The organism is Actinoplanes sp. NPDC051470 (assembly GCF_040682035.1).
In the GTDB taxonomy this organism is placed as follows: Bacteria; Actinomycetota; Actinomycetes; order Mycobacteriales; family Micromonosporaceae; genus Actinoplanes.
In genome coordinates this window covers 213,063-231,083 of record NZ_JBFBAA010000006.1, presented here as the reverse complement: position 1 = coordinate 231,083, position 18,021 = coordinate 213,063, and the positions used below count along the sequence as shown (strand labels likewise).

Here is an 18,021-nt window from a genome sequence, read left to right as displayed (position 1 = left end):
TGATACGGTCGGGCTCCCCCGACCCTCTGGAGGAACCATGCTGCTACGCAGACTCGCGGCAACACTCCTCGCCGCCGTGTTCGTCACCGCCGGCCTACAGGTCGCCGGCGGATCCCCCGCATCGGCCGCGCCCCGCGTCCTGTACTACGACGCGTCTCAGGCCCAGGAGTTCGTCGCCGCCGTCAACCAGGGCGCCCAGATCTGGAACAGCCGGGCCACCAACGTCCGGCTGGAGCCCGTCCCCGCCGGGCGGACCCCCAACATCCGGGTGTACGCCGACAACGGCTGGCCGCGCACCTACACCACGTCGCTCGGCAACGGCCGCTGGTACATGGGCCGCGAGGCGGTCGACGACGGCTACTACGTGCCGCGCATCGCCGCCCACGAGTTCGGCCACATCCTCGGCCTGCCCGACCGGCGTACCGGCCTGTGCGCCGACCTGATGTCGGGCAGCAGCGCCCCCGTCTCGTGCACCAACCCGAACCCCAACACCCAGGAGACGGCCCAGGTCAACGCCAACTTCCGCACCCTCGCCACGGTTCCCGCGCGAACCTACGTCTGGGCCGGCTAGCCGGCGCGGCGGTCAGAGCTCCTCGCCGGAGACGAGCCAGAATCCCGGTAGCGTCCGGTTGTGGAGATTGACTTCTCGGATCCGGAGTTCATCCGGGACCCGTATCCGGCCCTGCGGCAGCTACCCGCGCTGAGCTGGCATGAGGGCACCGGCCGGTGGCTGGCGGCCCGGCACGCGACGGCCGACGCGGTGCTGCGCGACCGGAAGCTCGGGCGGCTGTGGCGCGATCGGGAGCCGGCCGACGTCTACGAGCCGTTCAACCTGCTGCACCGCAACCAGATGATGGAGAACGAGCCGCCCGTGCACACCCGGCTGCGCTCCCTCGTGGCGTCGGCGTTCGGGCGGGGTCACGTGGCCCGGCTCCGGCCCGCGGTCGCGACCACGGCGGCCGAGCTGCTGAACGCGGCCGGCGACGAGTTCGACCTGCTGGCCGACGTGGCCGAGCCGCTGGCCGTCACGGTCATCGCCGAGCTGCTCGGGGTGCCCGAGGCCGACCGGCACCGCCTGCGGCCGTGGTCGGCGGCGATCGTGCGCATGTACGAGGTCGAGCGCAACCCCGAGGTGGAGTCCGCGGCGCTCACCGCCTGCCAGGAGTTCGCCGACTACCTGCGTCACCTGGCCGCGAAGCGCGACGCCGCGCCGCACGACGACCTGATCTCCCATCTGGTCGCCGTGCCCGACCTCACCGGCGACGAGCTGGTGGCCTCGGCCATCCTGCTGCTCAACGCCGGCCACGAGGCGTCGGTCAACGCCTTCGGCGGCGGCGTGGTGGCCCTGCTGCGGCACCCGGACCAGCTGGCCCGCCTGCGCGCCGACCGCACGCTGCTGCCGGCGGCGGCCGAGGAGATGATCCGCTACGACCCGCCGCTGCACATGTTCATCCGCACGGCGGCGGCCGAGGTCCGGCTCGGCGACGTGACGATCCCCGCGGGCGGCGAGGTCGCGGCGCTGCTGGGCGGAGCCAACCGCGACCCCGCGGTGTTCGCCGACCCCGACAGGTTCGACGCCGGCCGTACCCCCAACCCGCATCTGGGTTTCGGCACCGGGCTGCACTTCTGCCTGGGCGCCCCGCTGGCCCGCATCGAACTCCAGGCCGGCCTGTCCGCTCTGCTCGACCACGCCCCCGAGCTCGCCCTGGCCGCCGAACCGATCCAGCGCCCGACCTTCGTCCTCCGCGCCTACACGGCCGTCCCGATCACCACGCGGTCAACGCCCACTGCTCGAAGCTCCGGGCCGGACGGCCGAGAACAGCCGCGACATCGTCGGTGACCACGGCGTTGCCCCCGTCGCGGACGAAGCGGACGCCCGCCGCCACCGGTTCCGGCAGGGCCGCCGGGTCGAGGTCGACCGTCGCGATCGCCCGGTCCAGCACCTTGCCGATCACCGCGACCTGCGACGGCACCGTGATCAGCTCCGGGCCGGTCAGCGTGTACGTCCGCCCGGCGTGCCCGTCCTCGGTGAGAACGACCGCCGCCACCTCGGCCACGTCGGCGGGGTCGACGACACCCTGCGCGCCGTCGCCGAACGGGTTGGGAATCGCCTCGCCGGCCCGGATCGCCGGCGCCCAGGCCAGCGTGTTGGACGCGAAGGTGGACGGGCGCAGGATCGTCCAGTCCGCGAAGCCGTCCCGCAGCGCCTGCTCGCCCGGCCGGTGCCAGGCGCTGGTGAGGGTGGCCGGGTCGTCGGCCGCGATCGCCGACAGCTTCACCACCCGGCGCACTCCGGCCGCCGCCCGCAGCACGGCCGGCTCCCGCGCCGCCGTCTCCGGCCCGGGCGGCGACAGCAGGAACAGTGCGGCCACCCCCGCGAACAGCGCCGGATCGGGCCGGTCCAGGTCACCGGACACCACCTCGTCCGCCTCGATCCGGGCGGCGGCCGGGTCCCGGGTCATCGCCCGCACCCGCACGCCCCGCTCACGCAGCTCCGCGACGAGCCGCCGCCCGATGGTGCCCGTGGCACCGGTAACAAGAATCATGACCGCCACTGTCGCGCCGCCACCGGCCCGGAGGATTGGAGAAACCGGAAGCGGCCGCCGCCGGCCCGCCCCGCTACGGTGGTGGCGTGAGCGATCTGACCCGGATGGTGGAGTCGTCCGAGCTGCTGTCCGGCGACGGTGTGCACCCGCCCGACGTGGCCGCCACGCTCATCTACGGCCTGGGCGACGGCTGCGAGAACGTGCTGGTGGTGACCGGCCCGCGCAGCCGCGCCCGCTATCACCCGGCCTCCGCCCCGGGCGCCTGCCTGCGCCTGCGGATCCGCCCCGGGCACGCACGCCGGCTGCTCGGCGTCCCGCTGACCGAGCTCGCCGACCGCCCGGTGCTGGCCACCGACCTGTGGGGCCGGGCCGCCGGGCGCCTCATCGACGACGTCGCCGCGCTGGCCGGCACGCGGCGACCCGGGCCGCCCACCCGGCCCACGGCGCTCGACGCCGCCCTCGGCGAGCTGGCGGCGGGCCGTCCGGTCGGGGCGGCGGCCGACCGGCTCGGCGTCGGCGAGCGTCAGCTCCGCAACGTCTTCGCCCAGGAGGTCGGGCTGTCACCGAAGCAGGTGGCCCGAGTGGTCCGGCTGCGGCGGGTGCTCGGTCACCGGGGCCGGGACTGGGCCACGGTGGCGGACGAGGCCGGCTTCTTCGACCAGGCTCATCTGATCTCGGACTTCCGCTCGCTGATGGGCGTCTCACCGGGCCGGTACGCGGCCGGCCGGCTCCCGTCGCCCGCACCCTGCGCGATGAGCATGCGTAGCGCAGTCTGAAACCAGCCTGGGGTTGGCCGCCGCCTCGCGGGAAACATGGCGTTCATACGACAACGCCAATGGAGGCGACGATGCCAGCCAATCGAGCGGTGGTCTATCAGGGGCCGGGACAGGTCGAGGTCCGGGACATCGACTACCCGACGTACGAGATGAGGGACGGTCCCGGCGTCAACAAGGAGAACATCGGCCGCCGGGTGCCGCACGGGGCGATCCTGAAGACCGTGGCCAGCAACATCTGCGGCAGCGACCAGCACATGGTGCGCGGGCGCACAACCGCGCCGGAAGGTCTTGTGCTCGGGCATGAGATCACCGGGGAGATCGTCGACGTCGGGCCGGACGTCGAGTTCGCGAAGGTCGGCGACATCTGCTCGGTGCCGTTCAACATCGCGTGTGGACGGTGCCGCAACTGCAAGGAGGGCAAGACCGGGATCTGCCTGAACGTGAACCCGGACCGGCCGGGCTCGGCGTACGGCTACGTCGACATGGGCGGCTGGGTCGGCGGCCAGGCCGAGTACGTGCTGGTCCCGTACGCGGACTGGAACCTGCTCCGGTTCCCCGACCGCGACCAGGCCCTGGAGAAGATCCTCGACCTGGCCATGCTGACCGACATCTTCCCGACCGGCTACCACGGTTGTGTGAGCGCCGGCGTGACCACCGGCTCCACGGTGTACGTGGCCGGCGCGGGCCCGGTGGGCCTGGCCGCGGCGAGCTCGGCCTGGCTGCTCGGCGCGGCGGTGGTGATCGTCGGCGACCTCAACGAGGAGCGGCTGGCGCAGGCCCGGAGCTTCGGGTGCGAGACGGTCGACGTGTCCAAGGGCGACCCGGTCGATCAGGTGCGCCAGATCCTCGGCAAGGCGAGGCCGGCGATCGGCGAGCCGCTGGTCGACTCCGCGGTCGACGCGGTCGGCTTCGAGGCGCGCGGGCACGGCGAGGACGCGGCGACCGAGCAGCCCGCGACGGTGCTGAACTCGCTGATGGAGGTCACCCGGGCCGGCGGCGCGGTCGGCATCCCGGGGCTGTACGTCACCGGCGACCCGGGCGGGGTGGACGACGCGGCCAAGGTCGGCTCGCTGTCGCTGCGGCTGGGCCTGGGCTGGGCCAAGTCGCTGTCGTTCGTCACCGGCCAGTGCCCGGTGATGCGCTACAACCGGAACCTGATGATGGCGATCCTGCACGACCGGGTGCAGATCGCGAAGAACGTCAACGCGACGGCCATCCCCCTGGACCAGGCCCCGCAGGGCTACCAGGACTTCGATCAGGGCGCCGCGAAGAAGTACGTGCTCGACCCGCACGGCATGGTCCGAACCTAGGGCGCGGGCGCGGCGACCCGGGTGCGGTGGCGGCCGTCCCCGGAACGGCGGTCCCGGTTCGAGGTCTTCTCCGCGTACATCTCGCCGACGGCAGCCCGCACAGCGCGGCGAAAGCCGGTACGAGCGGGGCGGGCACGCGTCTCATGTAATGCTGTTCGCCCGCCGCGCGGTAGACCTAAGAACTTTGGGCGCAACAGGCGTCCCGCCCCGAGACAACCCAGTGCGGGTCATGCCACCAGTGCGGGTCGTCGGCTCGCCGCACGGGCGCCGGAACGGATTTTTCGGTCAAAGGGGCGGAAGCGAAGGGCTCGATGAGCGACGGCACGTCGTGCAGCACGCCGTTCGCCACCACCGCGCGAACGTCGGCGGCCGCCTCGATGTCGGTGAGCGGATCACCGTTGAGAATCGTCAGGTCGGCGTAGTAGCCGGGCGCGATCCGGCCGAGCGGCTCGGCCAGGAACTCCCCCGCGGCCCGGGTCGCGGTGGTCAGCGCCTCGTGCGTGGTCATCCCGTAGCGGACCATCGCGCGGAGGTTGAGGTGGGTGCTGATCCCGTTGGACGCGATCGGCGAGTCGGTCCCGTTGACCACGTGACCTCCCGCCCGGATCAGCTCGGTCAGGTGGGCGACCTGGCGGGCCAGGTTCTGCCGGGCCGGCGTCTGGTCGGTGACCCGGCCGGCCGCGATCTGGGCCTGCAGGGCGGCGTACTCCCACGGCGGGTAGAGCGCCCGCACCCGCGGGTCGGTGGCCAGCGCGTCGTCCTCGATCAGCAGGACGGCCGCGTTGAACAGGGTCGGGGTGAGCCGGGCGCCGGCCGCCACGAACAGCTGCCGCACCTCGGGGTAGGCCGCGCCCAGCGTGGTGACGGTCCGCGAGTAGCCGAAGCGGCTCGTCGCGCCCACGTGCTCCATCTGGTCGCCGCCGAAGTTCAGCGCCGGGTAGTGGTAGTGCGAGGTGGCGGGGACGCCGTGCCGGTGGGCCCAGTCGATCACCCGCTTCTGCCAGACCGGTGGGAGCCGTACGTACGCCTTCATCAGGTCGTAGTCCAGGGCGCCGGCGCGTTCCAGCTCGAGCGCGAGCTGCGCCGGGTCGAACGTCGGCCGCATGAAGTTGTAGTAGATGCGGGGCCCGTCGACCGCCTCGCCGGTGCCGAAGTACCGTGGCCCGAGCCGCGCGCCGGACTGGATCGATTCCCGCTCCTCGACCATGTGGTAGGCCGGGCTGCCCGGCGACCGCGTGGTGGTGACGCCCAGCGACAGCCAGAGCCGGCCCTGCCGGGCGCCGTACGAGTAGCCCTGCATCTCCCGGTGGTGGTGCATGTCGATCAGCCCGGGGATGACCACCGCGTCACGGCCGTCGATCAGCCGGCCGTCGAGCCCCTCCCGCCAGGGCGTCACCTCGACGACGCGGTGCCCCTCGACGACCACGGCCACGTCCTGGTCCAGCCGGCGTGACGTACCGTCCCAGAGGCGGCCGGCGCGGATCACCGTACGGCCCCGGGATTGTGAATTGGTCCAGGTCAGCGGCATCGGCACGGGAGCGGGGCGGCCGCCCGACGCGGACACCCGCCGGAACGTGCCGTTGTGCAGGTAGATCAGCCCGCGTGAGTCGGCCGTCCACACCGGCGCGTCGGTGACCTCGCTGGTGATTTGCCGCGCCGGCCCGGCGAAGGTGCCGTCCGGCCGCACCGGTACCACCCAGAGGACGCTGGCCACCACGAACGCCAGATGGGTTCCGTCCGGCGACCACACCGGCCCGTCGTCGCCGCGGGTCTGGATCGACCGGGCGGGCAGCGGGTCGACGTACCGCCCGGCGCCGGTGGCCACGTCGACCAGCAGGATCTTGCTCAGCCCCTCGCGGTACCGGGCCGAGTACGGCACGATCGCGGCCAGCGCGATGGTCCGGCCGTCGGCCGACCAGGTCGGCTTGCCCGGCTCGAAGGTCGCGGTGAACAGCGGCCGCGTCGTGCCGGTGGCCACCTCGACCGTCCACAGCGCGCCGGTCTGGTCGAGGAACGCGAGCCACCGGCTGTCCCGTGACCAGGTGCCGGAGACCGCGGCCGCGTTCGGCCGGCGGGTGAGCTGCCGGTCCTCCCCCGTGGCCAGGTCACGCAGCCAGATGTCGAGCTTGCCGCCGCGGTCGGTGGAGTACGACAGGTATCTCCCGTCCGGCGAGAACGCCGGGTCGCTCTTCCACCACTGGTCGCGGGTCAGCGGCCGGGGCGGCCGGCCGATCGGCATCAGGTAGATGTCGTTCAGCGCGCGGAACGCCAGCGTGGTCCCGTCGGCCGAGAGCGCGGGGCTGCCGATGCCGCGGACGGGCCGGGGCCGGGGCGAGTCGAAGTCGCGCTGCCGGCGGCGGTAGCTGGGCCGGGTGACGCTCAGCGGCGCCACGAAGCCGATGCGGCCACCCGCGGAACGCCGGATCTCGCCGTCGGCCGTGTAGAGGAACTCGGTCGCGGATCTCCAGGACACCCGGAACGGGAAGACGTCCCGCCCGGTCACCACGGGCGTGGTGCCGCGCCACAGCTCGCTGACGCCGAGGCCGCTGACGTTGTGGGTCAGGTCGCGGCCGTCCGGGGTCCATTCCGGGGCGTGGATGATGCGGCCGGTCGGCACGGTCACGGCGGTTTCGCGTACGCCGGAAGCGAGGGTCACCACGTCGATGCGGGTGTTGTCCACCACGAACGCGACCTTCGAGCCGTCCGGCGACCAGGCCGGCTCGTACTCCTGCCCCGGCCCCTCGACCAGTGGCGTGAGCGTGCCGTCGCCCGGGTCGAGCAGGTGCAGCCCGTAGCTGCCGCCGCGGTCGCTGGAGACGACCAGCCGGCGCCCGTCCGGGGCCCAGCGGGGCTCGCGGTAGTCGTACGGCCCCTCGGTGAGCCGGCGCAGCCCACCGCCGTCCGGCCGGATGATCCAGATGCCGAAGGACCCCTCGCGGTACGACTGGAAGGCGATCGTGCGGCTGTCCGGCGACCAGTCGGGCTGTGCGATGTCGAAGAGGTCACCGGTGAGCCGGCGGGCCGGGCCGCCCGACGACGGCAGCACCCAGAGCACCCCGACCAGGTCGATCGCGATCAACCGCCGGTCCGGCGAGAGTCGCGCGCTGAAGTCGGTCCCGGTGCCCGCTTCGATCCGCCGTCCGGCGGAGACGGCCGCGGCCGGATCGGCGACCACCACCCCGGCGGCGGTCGTGGCGGCCACACCGGCCAGAAGGTTCCGTCGGCTGATCGGCATGTATCCGACATTAGTGTGAGCGGGCGGTCTCGGCGGCAGATCGTCGCTTCCACTTTGGATGTTCTCCCGCCTCCGGCCCGCCGCGGCGGCGGCGAGTGAACGCTTGACGACACGAACCAACAACAGCAAACATCGTTGAATGTCGATACTTGGAGGAACCGCGCGGAAGGTCGCCGCCGTCGCGGGAGTGCTCGCCGCCACCATGGCGAGCGCCCCGGCGTCCGCGGCGCTGCCCGACTACACCACCGCCGAGGCGGGCAACCCGTTCGTCGCCGGGTGGTACGCCGACCCGGACGTGGCCATCTACAACAACCGCTACTACGTGTTCCCGACGTCTTCCCGCCCGTACGCGGAACAGACCTATCTCGACGCCTTCTCCTCGACCGACCTGATCACCTGGACCAAGCACCCGAACGTCCTGACCACCGCGAACGTGAGCTGGGCCCGCCGCGCGGTCTGGGCGCCCGCCCCGATCACCCGCAACGGCAAGTACTACCTGTACTTCGGGGCCAACGACATCCAGAGCAACAGCGAGCTCGGCGGCATCGGGGTGGCCGTGGCCGACCGGCCCGAGGGCCCCTACACCGACGCGATCGGGCGGCCGCTGATCGCGCAGTTCGTGAACGGCGCCCAGCCGATCGACCAGGACGTGTTCATCGACGACGACGGGCAGGCGTACATCTACTACGGCGGCTGGGGGCACGCCAACGTGGCCAAGCTGAACGCGGACATGACCAGCCTCGGTACGTTCGCCGACGGCTCCACGTTCAAGGAGATCACGCCGAGCGGGTACGTCGAGGGCCCGCAGATGTTCAAGAAGAACGGCAAGTACTACCTGATGTGGTCGGAGGGCGGCTGGACCGGCCCGAACTACTCGGTGGCGTACGCGATCGCCGACTCACCGACCGGGCCCTTCACCCGCCTGGACCGGGTCCTCGCGCAGGACTCCGCGGTGGCGCGTGGCGCCGGGCACAACTCGGTGCTGAACATCCCGGGCACCGACACCTGGTACATCTTCTACCACCGCCGACCGCTGTCGGAGACCGACGGCAACGCGCGGCAGCTCGCCTACGACCGGATGAACTTCAACCCGGACGGCACCATCCAGCGGGTGACGATGCTGGTCAAGGACAACTTCGCGGACGGCAACGCGGTCGGCTGGCGAACCTTCGGCGGCGCCTGGTCGGTCAGCGGCGGGCAGTACCGCACCACCGCCTCGTACGGCGGGAAGTCCCTGCTCGACGACAACCACGTGAACGCGACCTACGACCTCGACGTCACGGTCACCTCGGGCGTGGGCGACGCCGGGCTGGTGTTCCGGGCGACCGGCCTGGGGACCGGCACCGACGCCTACCGCGGCTACTACGCCGGCATCACCCCGGCCGGCCGGGTCGTGCTGGGCCGGGCCGACAACAACTGGACCCAGCTCGGCGCGGCGGCGCTGCCGGTCGTCGCCGGGCAGCGCTACCACCTGCGCGTGACGGCCACCGGTTCGACGATCAAGGTGTACGTGGACAACCTGACCACGCCCAGGATCACCGTCACCGACGCCACCTTCGCCGCCGGGGCGTCCGGGGTCCGGGTGTTCAACGCGGCCGCCGCCTTCGACAACGTGGCGATCACGAACCAGTAGAACTGGCCCGGGGCCCGGCCGCCGGCGAGGCGGCCGGGCCCGGTCCGGCTCAGATGTTGAGTTCGCTGCCGGCCACCCACATGCCGTCGTACTCGCCGCCGAAGACCTGGTAGTACTGCGTGCCCTTGATCACGCCGTACATGCCGATCTGCACCGGTTCGCCCGTGCCCGGCTCGGCGGTGATGGTGGCGCCCGCGTTGCCATCCTTGTCGAAGGTGCGGTACTTGACCGACGCCGCCTTCGTGGTCGGCTTGAACGGGATGCGGAAGACGAACAGGTCGGACGGCTTGTTGACGTACGCGGTGAAGGCCTTCTGCTGCACGTACAGGCCCTTGAGGACGCCCGCGCCGGCCAGCTGGTAGAAGCCGCTGTAGCCCTTGACCCGGCCACGCCAGCTCATCACGGTCAGCTGGTTGCTCGGCACGGCGACGTTCTTGTGGAACACCGGCTTGCCGTTGACCAGCTTGTACGTCGCCACGGTGCCCTTGGCGATGTACATCGCGTTGTTGGTGATCTCTTCCGGGTAGTCGAGCCACAGCATCAGGGCGGCCCGGTTGAAGCGCTGGTCACCGGTCATCTCGGCCAGGTAGCGCAGCTGCGACGTGTGGGTGAAGTGGTAACCCCGCGAGTCGCCGCGCCGGTAGTCGTCGTAGTACGACCGCCAGTTCACGTTCCGCAACCGGCCGCCGTACGTCAGGGCCGTCGCCAGCGAGGCCTTGAGCAGCTCACGCGCCCGCCGGTCCTGGGTGAGGACCCAGTAGTCGTAGACGCCGAAGGCCGCGAACATGTGCCCGTTGAGGATCCGGTCGCCGGTGGCCGAGGTGAACGTCGTCTCCTCGAACCACATGTAGTCGTACCAGGTCCAGGTGGCCCATGGCTTGCCCGCCTTGGGCGCGATGATCAGCGAGTTCAGCGTCATGTCGGCGGCCTGCTTGAACTCCGCCTGCTTGGTGGTCTCGTACAGCCGGACGAACAGGCTCAGCGACTCACCCTGCGCCATCGCCGAGTACCACGGCTTCTTCAGCACGACGGTCGGCTTGGTCGACGAGGCGGGCAGCGTGTGGTCCCACAGGTAGGGGTAGAACCAGGCCCCGGAATACACCTGCTTGAAGTTGATCAGCCACCGGGCCTGCAGCTTCGCCTTGGTCAGCCAGGCCGGATCATTGGTCAGCCGGTAGTTGTTCCACATCATCTGGCCGCAGTGCGCGGCGGCGACCGGGTGGGGCCGGGGCGGGTTGGTGCGCTTGTCCATGCACACGCCGCCGCTGGTCTCGTTCGGGAACGAGGTGATCACGCTCGCCGACACGTACCGCCGGTTCCACGGCAGGGTGGTCAGGTTGAACGGCTCCTTGACCGTACGGAGCAGGTTCATCTCGTCGGCCGTGCCCGGGCGCTGTTCCTCGGTCGGGATCTGCGGCGCCTTGAGCAGCGGGTCGCTGTCGGACGGGCCGAGGTCGGCGCCGGGCGCGTTCGGCCAGGCCGGGTCCTGGGGCTCCTGGTACTCCTTCGGCTTGAACACCGGTCTCGGCGCCGCGTCGCCCGGGATCACCGGGATCGCGTCGGCGTCCTGGGACACGACGGTCAGATAGCCGCCCCCGCCCAGGACGAGCAGGCCCGCGAACGCGCCCACCACCCATCGCCGAACTCTCTTACCGGTCCATGAACCGACGGCCACGCCGCCACCACCCGATCTACATAGGACACTACGAAATGGATCATCGACGCAGGTGCAAGCCTGCCGAATGGTTATATACGAGACAGTGGAGGTCGTGCTGCCCCGTTCGGTCAGAATTCGATGCCAACCGGATGGGTTCCCGATCTCGTCCAGGTCGCGACGGCTGCCGGAGGGATGGGCGATGCGGGATGGTTCGGACGACGAGTATGTCGAATACGTCACGGCGCGGGTGCCCGCGCTGCGGCGGCTGGCGTACGTCCTGACCGGCGACGGACACCGCGCCGACGACCTGGTCCAGCAGACCATCACCACGCTGTACGTGAAGTGGCAGCGTGCCCGGCGCGCGGACAACCTCGACGCGTACGTGCGCACCATGCTGATCCGCACCTTCATCGACGAGAAGCGGCTGGCCTGGGCGAAGGTCCGGCTGTTCCGGGAGGCGCCGGAACCGGGGCCGGCGCCGGTGAGCGAGAGCGGCACCGAGGACCGCGAGGTGATCCGGGCCGCGCTGCGCCGGCTGCCCCGCCGGCAGCGGGCCGTGCTGGTCCTCCGCTTCTTCTACGACCTGCCCGTCGAGGAGGTCGGCCGGATCCTCGACTGCTCCGCCGGAACCGTCAAGAGCCACACCTCCCGCGGGCTGACCACGCTGCGGGGCCAGCTCGGACTCCGCGAGCTCGCCGGCCGTACCCCGATCATCTAGGAGCAGACAGATGCCTTCCGAAGTGGACCTGCTGCGGTCGCTGAGCGACGAGCCGGACACCCCCTCGACCGTGAACATCCGCAAGGCGATGGACGTCGGTCGCCGGCGCCGGGTACGCCGGAGCGCCGGGTACGCGGGCGCCGCCGCGCTGACCGCGATCGCGGTGACCGGCACCTCGGTCGCGATCAACCTGGCCGCCGGCGACCAGGCGGCACCCCCGGCGCCCGAGGCCGCGGCCGGCGGAAAGCCCAAGCCGTCCGCGTCGGCGCCCGCGGTGGCGCCGACCGCGAAGGCACCCGCCGGCTGCGTGATCCACCGGCTCAAGCCGCCCGACAACGCGCCGATGGCCCTGGTCAGCGGGGCCGACCCGACCGGGAAGTACGTCGTCGGGCGCTCCTACCCGAAGGCCGGCGGCTACCAGGCGGTGATCTGGAACGACGGCAAGGGCAAGAAGGTCATGCTGCCCGGCGACTCGGAGGAGTCGCTCCAGGACGTCAACTCGGCCGGCGACGCGGTCGGCTGGAGCTACCAGGGCGAGGGCGAGGCCGTCGGGCCGGTCCCGTACGCGTACGCGGGTGGCAAGGTGATCAAGATGCGCGGCCCGAAGTACGCGGAACCGCGCGCGATCAACAACGCCGGCGTGGTCGTCGGCGTCGCGAACGGCGCGAACCTGTCGGCCGGCGCCGGGCTGAGGTGGCCGTCGCCGACCGCCGAGCCGGTGCCGCTGCCGGTGCCGGCGGGCACGACGTCGACCCGGCCGATGGACATCGCCGAGGACGGGACGATCGTCGGTGGCCTGAACTTCGAGACGCCGGTGATGTGGACGGCGGACGGCGAGATGCGCGAACTGCCGATGCCCGAGATCGACGGCCGGCCGGCCGCGGTCGCGCAGGCGTTCGACGTCAGTGACGGCTGGGCGACCGGCATGGCGAGCACGGAGAAGATCGCGCCCGGCTCCGGTGGCGGCGCCAAGAGCGCGAGCGCCCCGATCTTCGCCGTGCGGTGGAACCTGCGCACCGGTGAGGCCCAGGTCGTCAAGCAGCTCAAGGATCCCGCCGACGAGGTCAACGCGCTGGGCTGGATGGTCGGCACCGACGCCAAGGGGTACGCCACGCTGGTCGCCGGCGGCACGGCGGTCCGGCTGCCCGACCTCGGCAAGAACCCCGGCGACGGGGTGACCACCATCGCCACCACGATCAGTGACGACGGGCGGTTCATCGCCGGCCAGTCCGGCAACAAGGACGAGGTCATCCAGGCGGTGGTGTGGCGCTGCGAGTGAGCCTCCGGCCCGCTCCTCAAAGCTTTTAAGGCGGGACTGAACAGTCTTGTGGCGCCGGGAACGGAGCAGGGATCGTCCGGCGGATGGAATTCGCCATCATTCCCCGCTCCGTCTGGGCGGAGTTCGTCGTGGAGGGCAAGCGGGCCCACGCGGCGGCGCCGCCGGCGCCGAGCGACAACCCGGCCTGGGATCCGGTCGGTGGGGTGTTCATCCACTACCGTGGCGCGGACTTCCCCCTGCCCGGATCCAACGAGTATTTCGATGAGACCGACTGCAAGCGCGACATCGCCGAGGTCTACGACCGGCACACCCGCAACGACGACTACAACTGGGACATCGGCTACAACTTCCTGATCTGCCCGCACGGCAACATCTACCAGGGCCGCGGCTACGAGCGGGGCGAGGCCAACGCGCCCGGCTACATCCCGGGCAGCGGTTACGGCCGCAACGCCGCCTTCTACTCGATCTGCGGCCTGCTCCGGGCGGGCAACCTCCCCACCGAGGCGATGCTGCGGTCGTACCGGTCGCTCATCGCCCATCTGCGGGACGAGGCGCCGAGGCGGACCGGTGGTCTGATCTTTCCGCACTCGCACGGCTACGCCACCGACTGCCCGGGCCACCTGCACATGTACGCCCAGCCCGGCTCGACCATCGATCCGGCCGTGCCGTGGAGCGGCCCGGCCGACATCTACGTCTACGCCGCGCAGAAGTGGGTCAACGCCACCTACGCCGGCTACGCACCGGGCTATCTCAGCTGCCCCGAGAACGGCCGCACCGGCTGGTCCACCGTGTACGCCCTGACCCAGGGCCTGCAGTACGAGCACGGCATCTCGCCCACTGTGCAGAGTTTCGGGCCGGCCACGTTCACCGCGGTGAAGAACCGCGGCAAGCTGCCCGACGACGAGACCAACACCAATCTGATCCGACTCTACAACGCGGCTCTGTGGTGCAAGGGCTACTGGACGGCGACCGACCTGTCCGAGTGGAACATCGACTCGCGGACCGCACTCGTACGGCTCTACAGTGACGCCGGCTTCGACTACGGGGTCGTCGCCCGGCGGATGTGGCCGCACATCTGCCGCGGCCTGATGCGGATGGACCAGTTCAAGATGGTGCCGGGCGGCGACACCACCATCCGGCGGGTGCAGCAGCACCTCAACCAGCGCTGGGTGGGCGAGGTCGGCGTGCCCGCCATGAGCCTGGTGCCGTGCGACGGCTACTACTCGCGCGACGTCCAGCAGGGCTTCATGATGGCCCTGCAGTACGAGCTCGGCCTGGACCCGGGCGTCATCAACGGCAACTTCGGCCCGGGCACCCAAGCGGCGCTCAGGGGCCGTGGCTCGCAGGCGCTCAGCGGCGAGTTGCGGTTCCTGTTCCGGTCGGCCTGCTATTTCAACTCGCCGACGCTGATGGCGGGCAGCCCCAGCCCGGTCTCGATCTCGTACGCGGCCGGTGACATCGACACCGACGCGCCGACCCCCTCCCACACCGCCTGGCTGCGCGCGTTCCAGGGCTTCTCGCAGATCCCGCCGACCGTGACCAACGACTTCACCACCTGGGCGCAGCTGCTGGTCTCGTGCGGCGACACGGCCAGGCCGGCCGCCGGCTGCGACGGCATCACCGAGATCACGGCGGCTCGCGGTCAGGCGCTGTACGCGGCCGGTTACCGGATCGTGGGGCGCTACCTCGACGAGCACATCGCGCCGGGCGACCCCTCCTACCTCGGCAAGGCGCTGAAGCCCGGGGAACCGCGGACGATCCTGAACGCCGGGCTCCGGCTCCTGCCGATCTTCCAGTGGAACGGCACCCAGCTCGCCAACTTCACCTACGACAAGGGCTACCAGCAGGCGCTGAAGGCCCACGAGAAGTCCGTCGAGCACGGCATCCCGCCCAACACCTGCATCTACTTCGCGGTCGACTACGACGCGCTGGACGTCGACATCGACAGCAGTGTCAAGCCCTACTTCCGGGGCGTGGCCGACGGCCTGGCGGCATCGGGCAACCGGTACGCGTACGGCGTCTACGGCTCGCGCAACGTGTGCACGCGGGTGAGCCGGGAGGTCGGCGCCCGCTGGTCGCTGGTCTCGGGCATGTCCTGGGGCTTCTCCGGCAACCTCGGGTTCCCGCTGCCGGAGAACTGGTCGCTCAATCAGATCCGCGAGTTCGACTTCCAGCCGGGATGGGGCCTCGACCACAACGTGTGGCGCGACGGTGGCGACCCCGGCGTCTCGTTCCTGGTCAGCTGAGGAGATCACCATGGTTACCCGACGTACTCTGCTCGGCGCCGTGGCCGGCGCCGGTGCGGTCAGCCTCGTGCCCTTCACCGGTGCGGAAGCGGCGACCCGCACCTCGGGCAACGGCTGGCCGATCGACCCGGACGCCGTGGCCACGTTCCGCGTGGCCGGCTCGGCCGCCTCCGTCGTGCTGCGCACCGGGGCGGCCGCCGCGGTCCTGCTGCACATCGCCCGCCGCTGGCACTACGAGATCGCCCCGCTCGACACCGGCGAGGGCGGCATCACCGGGCACCGGACCGACCGCGCGTCGGCCGCCGCATTCGAGTCCAACCACCTGTCCGGCACGGCCATCGCGCTGTACCCGCGGGCCTATCCGCTGGGCGGCATCGAGCCCCTCGCACCGCACCACGAGACGGTCGTCCGGGACATCCTGCTCAACTGCGAGGGCACCGTGTCCTGGGGCGGAGATCTCCAGCCGGTCAAGGCGTCGCACTTCCACCTGGCCGTGCCGGCCCACGACGCGACGCTGGCCCGGGTGGCGGCCCGCCTCGACACCAGCCGGCCCACCCGGACCGGGCGGCGCAGGCCGACCGCCGGCGTGGTGGCCGGCCCGGAAGGGGTCCGGCGGCGCTGAGGTCCGCTATCGCTGAGGCCCGGTATCCAGGAAAGCAGGGGCCCCTCCGCTTCGGAGGGGCCCCTGTCATCGGTTCGGTCAGCAGATGCCGTACGGGTCACACGGCAGGCCGGACGGCATGGGCCGGACCTTGAACAGGGTGTTGCCGTTGAGCCCGACCGCGCCGGCGCCGATCCAGCTGTCGGTCTGGCCGGTCACCCAGCCGTAGACCAACGGCGACCACAGGGTCTGCCAGTTGCCGTCGTACTGGCGGATGCGCAGCAGATTTCCGGTCCCGCTGATCGACGTGGCGTCGCCGTACAGCACATCGCCCCAGCCGACCCGCAGGTAGTGACCGGTGGCGTTGAAGTAGATGGCGTAGTCGCCCGCGCTCCAGGCGTTGTCCCGGCACAACAACACCCACGTGTTCCAGGGCTCGGTCTGCGGGTTGCCGTTGGTCCAGACCGGATACGAGTTGGTTTCCGGGTAGTGGCGCGGCACCATCATGCGGCCGGTGTCGCCCCACTGGATCGTGCCCCAGCTCGGGGTGCACTCGGTGCCCGCCGCCCGGGCCGAGGCGGGGGCGCGGGACCGGTCCGCCGCCTTGATCACCGCATCGATCGGCGCCACGCCGTCCGGGCCGGGCCGGGGCGCGACGTAGCCGGGATGGTTGCGGTGGAACAGCGCGATGCCGCGGGCAACCTGCTCGGCCGGCGCGTCACCCGACTTCCGGCGCTCGGCCGCGGCCCGCTGGGCGATGGCTCGTTCGGCATCGGTGTCGCGGGACGCCACGGTGGGGGCCGGCTTGTCCTGGGCCAGCGCCGCGCCCGGTGCGGTGAGCGCCACGGCGACGAAGGCGGCAGCCGCGAGGGCCCGCGAGGCCGTCGCTCGGAGAGTGGTACGTCGAATGGTCATGGATCTCTGTCTAACGGCGTACCGAATGGACCAACAAGACCTTTCAGGCACACCTGAAACGACGGCCCCTAGAGTGACGGTCATCATTGGGACGTCAACGGGGGTCGGCGTGTTGCGGATTCATTTCACACCGGACGACATGGGCCGGGTACGGATGGCCGGTGCGCCCGATCCGATGTGGGAGACCGTGTTCAGCGTGTTCCGGCTGCGTCAGCCGGGACCGGGACTGATCTTCGGGCAGTGGCGGGAGCACGCGCTCCGGGCGGTCCGGCGACCCGATCTCGACCTGTTGCTGCCGCTCGTGCAGCCGAGGTACTACCCCGACTTCCTCACACCGGCCGAGGCCGGCCAGGGCCTGTCGCAGGCCCTCGAGGCGCTGATGACCACGCCGGTGACCCGCCTGCGGGCCGAGATGACCGAACTCGCCGGGCTCGGGAAGCCGACCCCGTCCTGGATGCGAGGCCTCGCCGACGGCGACCCGGAGACCCTGGGCCGGGTCGCGGCGGCGGTCCGTTCGCAGTACGAGGCGGTGGTCGCGCCGTTCTGGCCGAAGGCGCAGGCGCAGATCGATGCCGAACGGGCCCGGCGCGCCCGCATTCTGCTGGACCGGGGCACCGAAGCGCTGCTGGACAGTTTCCGGCCGATGATGCGATGGAGCCGGCCGGTGCTCGAGGTGGACATCCCCTTCGATCAGTCGGTGTGGCTCGACGGCCGTGGGCTGCGGCTGATCCCGTCCTACCTGTCCTGGGGCACGCCCGATGTGCTGCACGACACGACGCTGCCGCCGGTGCTCGTCTATCCGATCGAGCACGACCTGAGCCAGAGCCCGTGGTCCGGCCCGGGCGGCCCGACGGAGGCGCTCATCGGCCGCACCCGGACGGCGGTGCTGGAATCCATCGGTGACGGGCGGACCACGACGGAACTGGCCCGGCGGATCGGGGTGAGCGCGGCCTCCGTCAGTCAGCACACCGCGGTGCTGCGCGAGGCCCGGCTGATCCACACCAGCCGGGCCGGCAAGGCGGTTCTGCACACGATGACCCCACTCGGGTCGGCTCTGCTGACCGGCGGGACACCCGGCTGAACGAGCTGATCCGCTGATCGACAT

14 protein-coding genes are annotated in these 18,021 nt (G+C 71.4%); 10 read left to right on the top strand and 4 right to left on the bottom strand.

Annotated elements, in window-relative coordinates; all coding sequences use genetic code 11:
• The first annotated feature begins 37 nt into the window (after positions 1-37).
• Positions 38-571 carry a snapalysin family zinc-dependent metalloprotease gene (locus AB0M54_RS13975; RefSeq protein ID WP_364317320.1) on the top strand — a complete coding sequence of 178 codons (534 nt, stop codon included), beginning with the start codon at positions 38-40 and terminating at the stop codon, positions 569-571.
• 60 nt (positions 572-631) lie between these two features.
• Positions 632-1,840, top strand: coding sequence for a cytochrome P450 (locus AB0M54_RS13970; RefSeq protein WP_364471106.1), 1,209 nt, complete (start codon positions 632-634; stop codon positions 1,838-1,840).
• Here AB0M54_RS13970 and AB0M54_RS13965 read toward each other — a convergent pair.
• Positions 1,767-2,546, bottom strand: a complete 780-nt coding sequence (locus AB0M54_RS13965) for an NAD(P)H-binding protein (protein ID WP_364471104.1) — start codon at positions 2,544-2,546, stop codon at positions 1,767-1,769. The genes AB0M54_RS13970 and AB0M54_RS13965 overlap by 74 nt on opposite strands.
• Positions 2,547-2,632: 86 nt before the next feature.
• Between AB0M54_RS13965 and AB0M54_RS13960 the strand changes: the two genes are divergently transcribed.
• A complete protein-coding gene (locus AB0M54_RS13960) occupies positions 2,633-3,322 on the top strand; it encodes a helix-turn-helix domain-containing protein (RefSeq protein ID WP_364317325.1) in 690 nt (229 codons plus the stop codon).
• A gap of 71 nt (positions 3,323-3,393) precedes the next feature.
• Entirely contained in the window at positions 3,394-4,632 is a 1,239-nt protein-coding gene (gene fdhA / locus AB0M54_RS13955; RefSeq protein WP_364471102.1) for a formaldehyde dehydrogenase, glutathione-independent, read from the top strand.
• A gap of 175 nt (positions 4,633-4,807) precedes the next feature.
• Here fdhA and AB0M54_RS13950 read toward each other — a convergent pair whose 3' ends face one another.
• Positions 4,808-7,867, bottom strand: coding sequence for an amidohydrolase family protein (locus tag AB0M54_RS13950; RefSeq protein WP_364471100.1), 3,060 nt, complete (start codon positions 7,865-7,867; stop codon positions 4,808-4,810).
• 139 nt (positions 7,868-8,006) lie between these two features.
• On the opposite strand from AB0M54_RS13950, the gene AB0M54_RS13945 reads away from it, so the two are divergent.
• Positions 8,007-9,500: a family 43 glycosylhydrolase gene (locus AB0M54_RS13945; protein WP_364317330.1), complete on the top strand. Its 1,494-nt coding sequence runs from the start codon at positions 8,007-8,009 to the stop codon at positions 9,498-9,500.
• Positions 9,501-9,549: 49 nt separating this feature from the next.
• Here AB0M54_RS13945 and AB0M54_RS13940 read toward each other — a convergent pair whose 3' ends face one another.
• Positions 9,550-11,130 carry a D-glucuronyl C5-epimerase family protein gene (locus AB0M54_RS13940; protein ID WP_364317332.1) on the bottom strand — a complete coding sequence of 527 codons (1,581 nt, stop codon included), beginning with the start codon at positions 11,128-11,130 and terminating at the stop codon, positions 9,550-9,552.
• 226 nt (positions 11,131-11,356) lie between these two features.
• Between AB0M54_RS13940 and AB0M54_RS13935 the strand changes: the two genes are divergently transcribed.
• The 4 genes from AB0M54_RS13935 to AB0M54_RS13920 all read left to right on the top strand — a co-directional run bounded on the left by AB0M54_RS13935 (position 11,357) and on the right by AB0M54_RS13920 (position 16,022).
• Positions 11,357-11,875: a SigE family RNA polymerase sigma factor gene (locus AB0M54_RS13935; RefSeq protein ID WP_364471098.1), complete on the top strand. Its 519-nt coding sequence runs from the start codon at positions 11,357-11,359 to the stop codon at positions 11,873-11,875.
• A gap of 10 nt (positions 11,876-11,885) precedes the next feature.
• Entirely contained in the window at positions 11,886-13,154 is a 1,269-nt protein-coding gene (locus tag AB0M54_RS13930) for a hypothetical protein (protein ID WP_364471096.1), read from the top strand.
• A gap of 83 nt (positions 13,155-13,237) precedes the next feature.
• The gene (locus tag AB0M54_RS13925) at positions 13,238-15,400 is read left to right on the top strand and encodes a glycoside hydrolase domain-containing protein (protein WP_364471094.1); all 2,163 of its coding nucleotides are present in this window, start codon (positions 13,238-13,240) and stop codon (positions 15,398-15,400) included.
• 10 nt (positions 15,401-15,410) lie between these two features.
• The gene (locus AB0M54_RS13920) at positions 15,411-16,022 is read left to right on the top strand and encodes a hypothetical protein (RefSeq protein ID WP_364471092.1); all 612 of its coding nucleotides are present in this window, start codon (positions 15,411-15,413) and stop codon (positions 16,020-16,022) included.
• A gap of 78 nt (positions 16,023-16,100) precedes the next feature.
• On the opposite strand, the gene AB0M54_RS13915 is transcribed toward AB0M54_RS13920, so the two are convergent.
• On the bottom strand, positions 16,101-16,916 hold the full coding sequence (locus AB0M54_RS13915; RefSeq protein ID WP_364317340.1) for a hypothetical protein: 816 nt from the start codon (positions 16,914-16,916) through the stop codon (positions 16,101-16,103).
• Between the two features lie 109 nt (positions 16,917-17,025).
• Between AB0M54_RS13915 and AB0M54_RS13910 the strand changes: the two genes are divergently transcribed.
• Positions 17,026-17,997, top strand: coding sequence for a winged helix-turn-helix domain-containing protein (locus tag AB0M54_RS13910; RefSeq protein WP_364471090.1), 972 nt, complete (start codon positions 17,026-17,028; stop codon positions 17,995-17,997).
• Positions 17,998-18,021 lie beyond the last annotated feature (24 nt).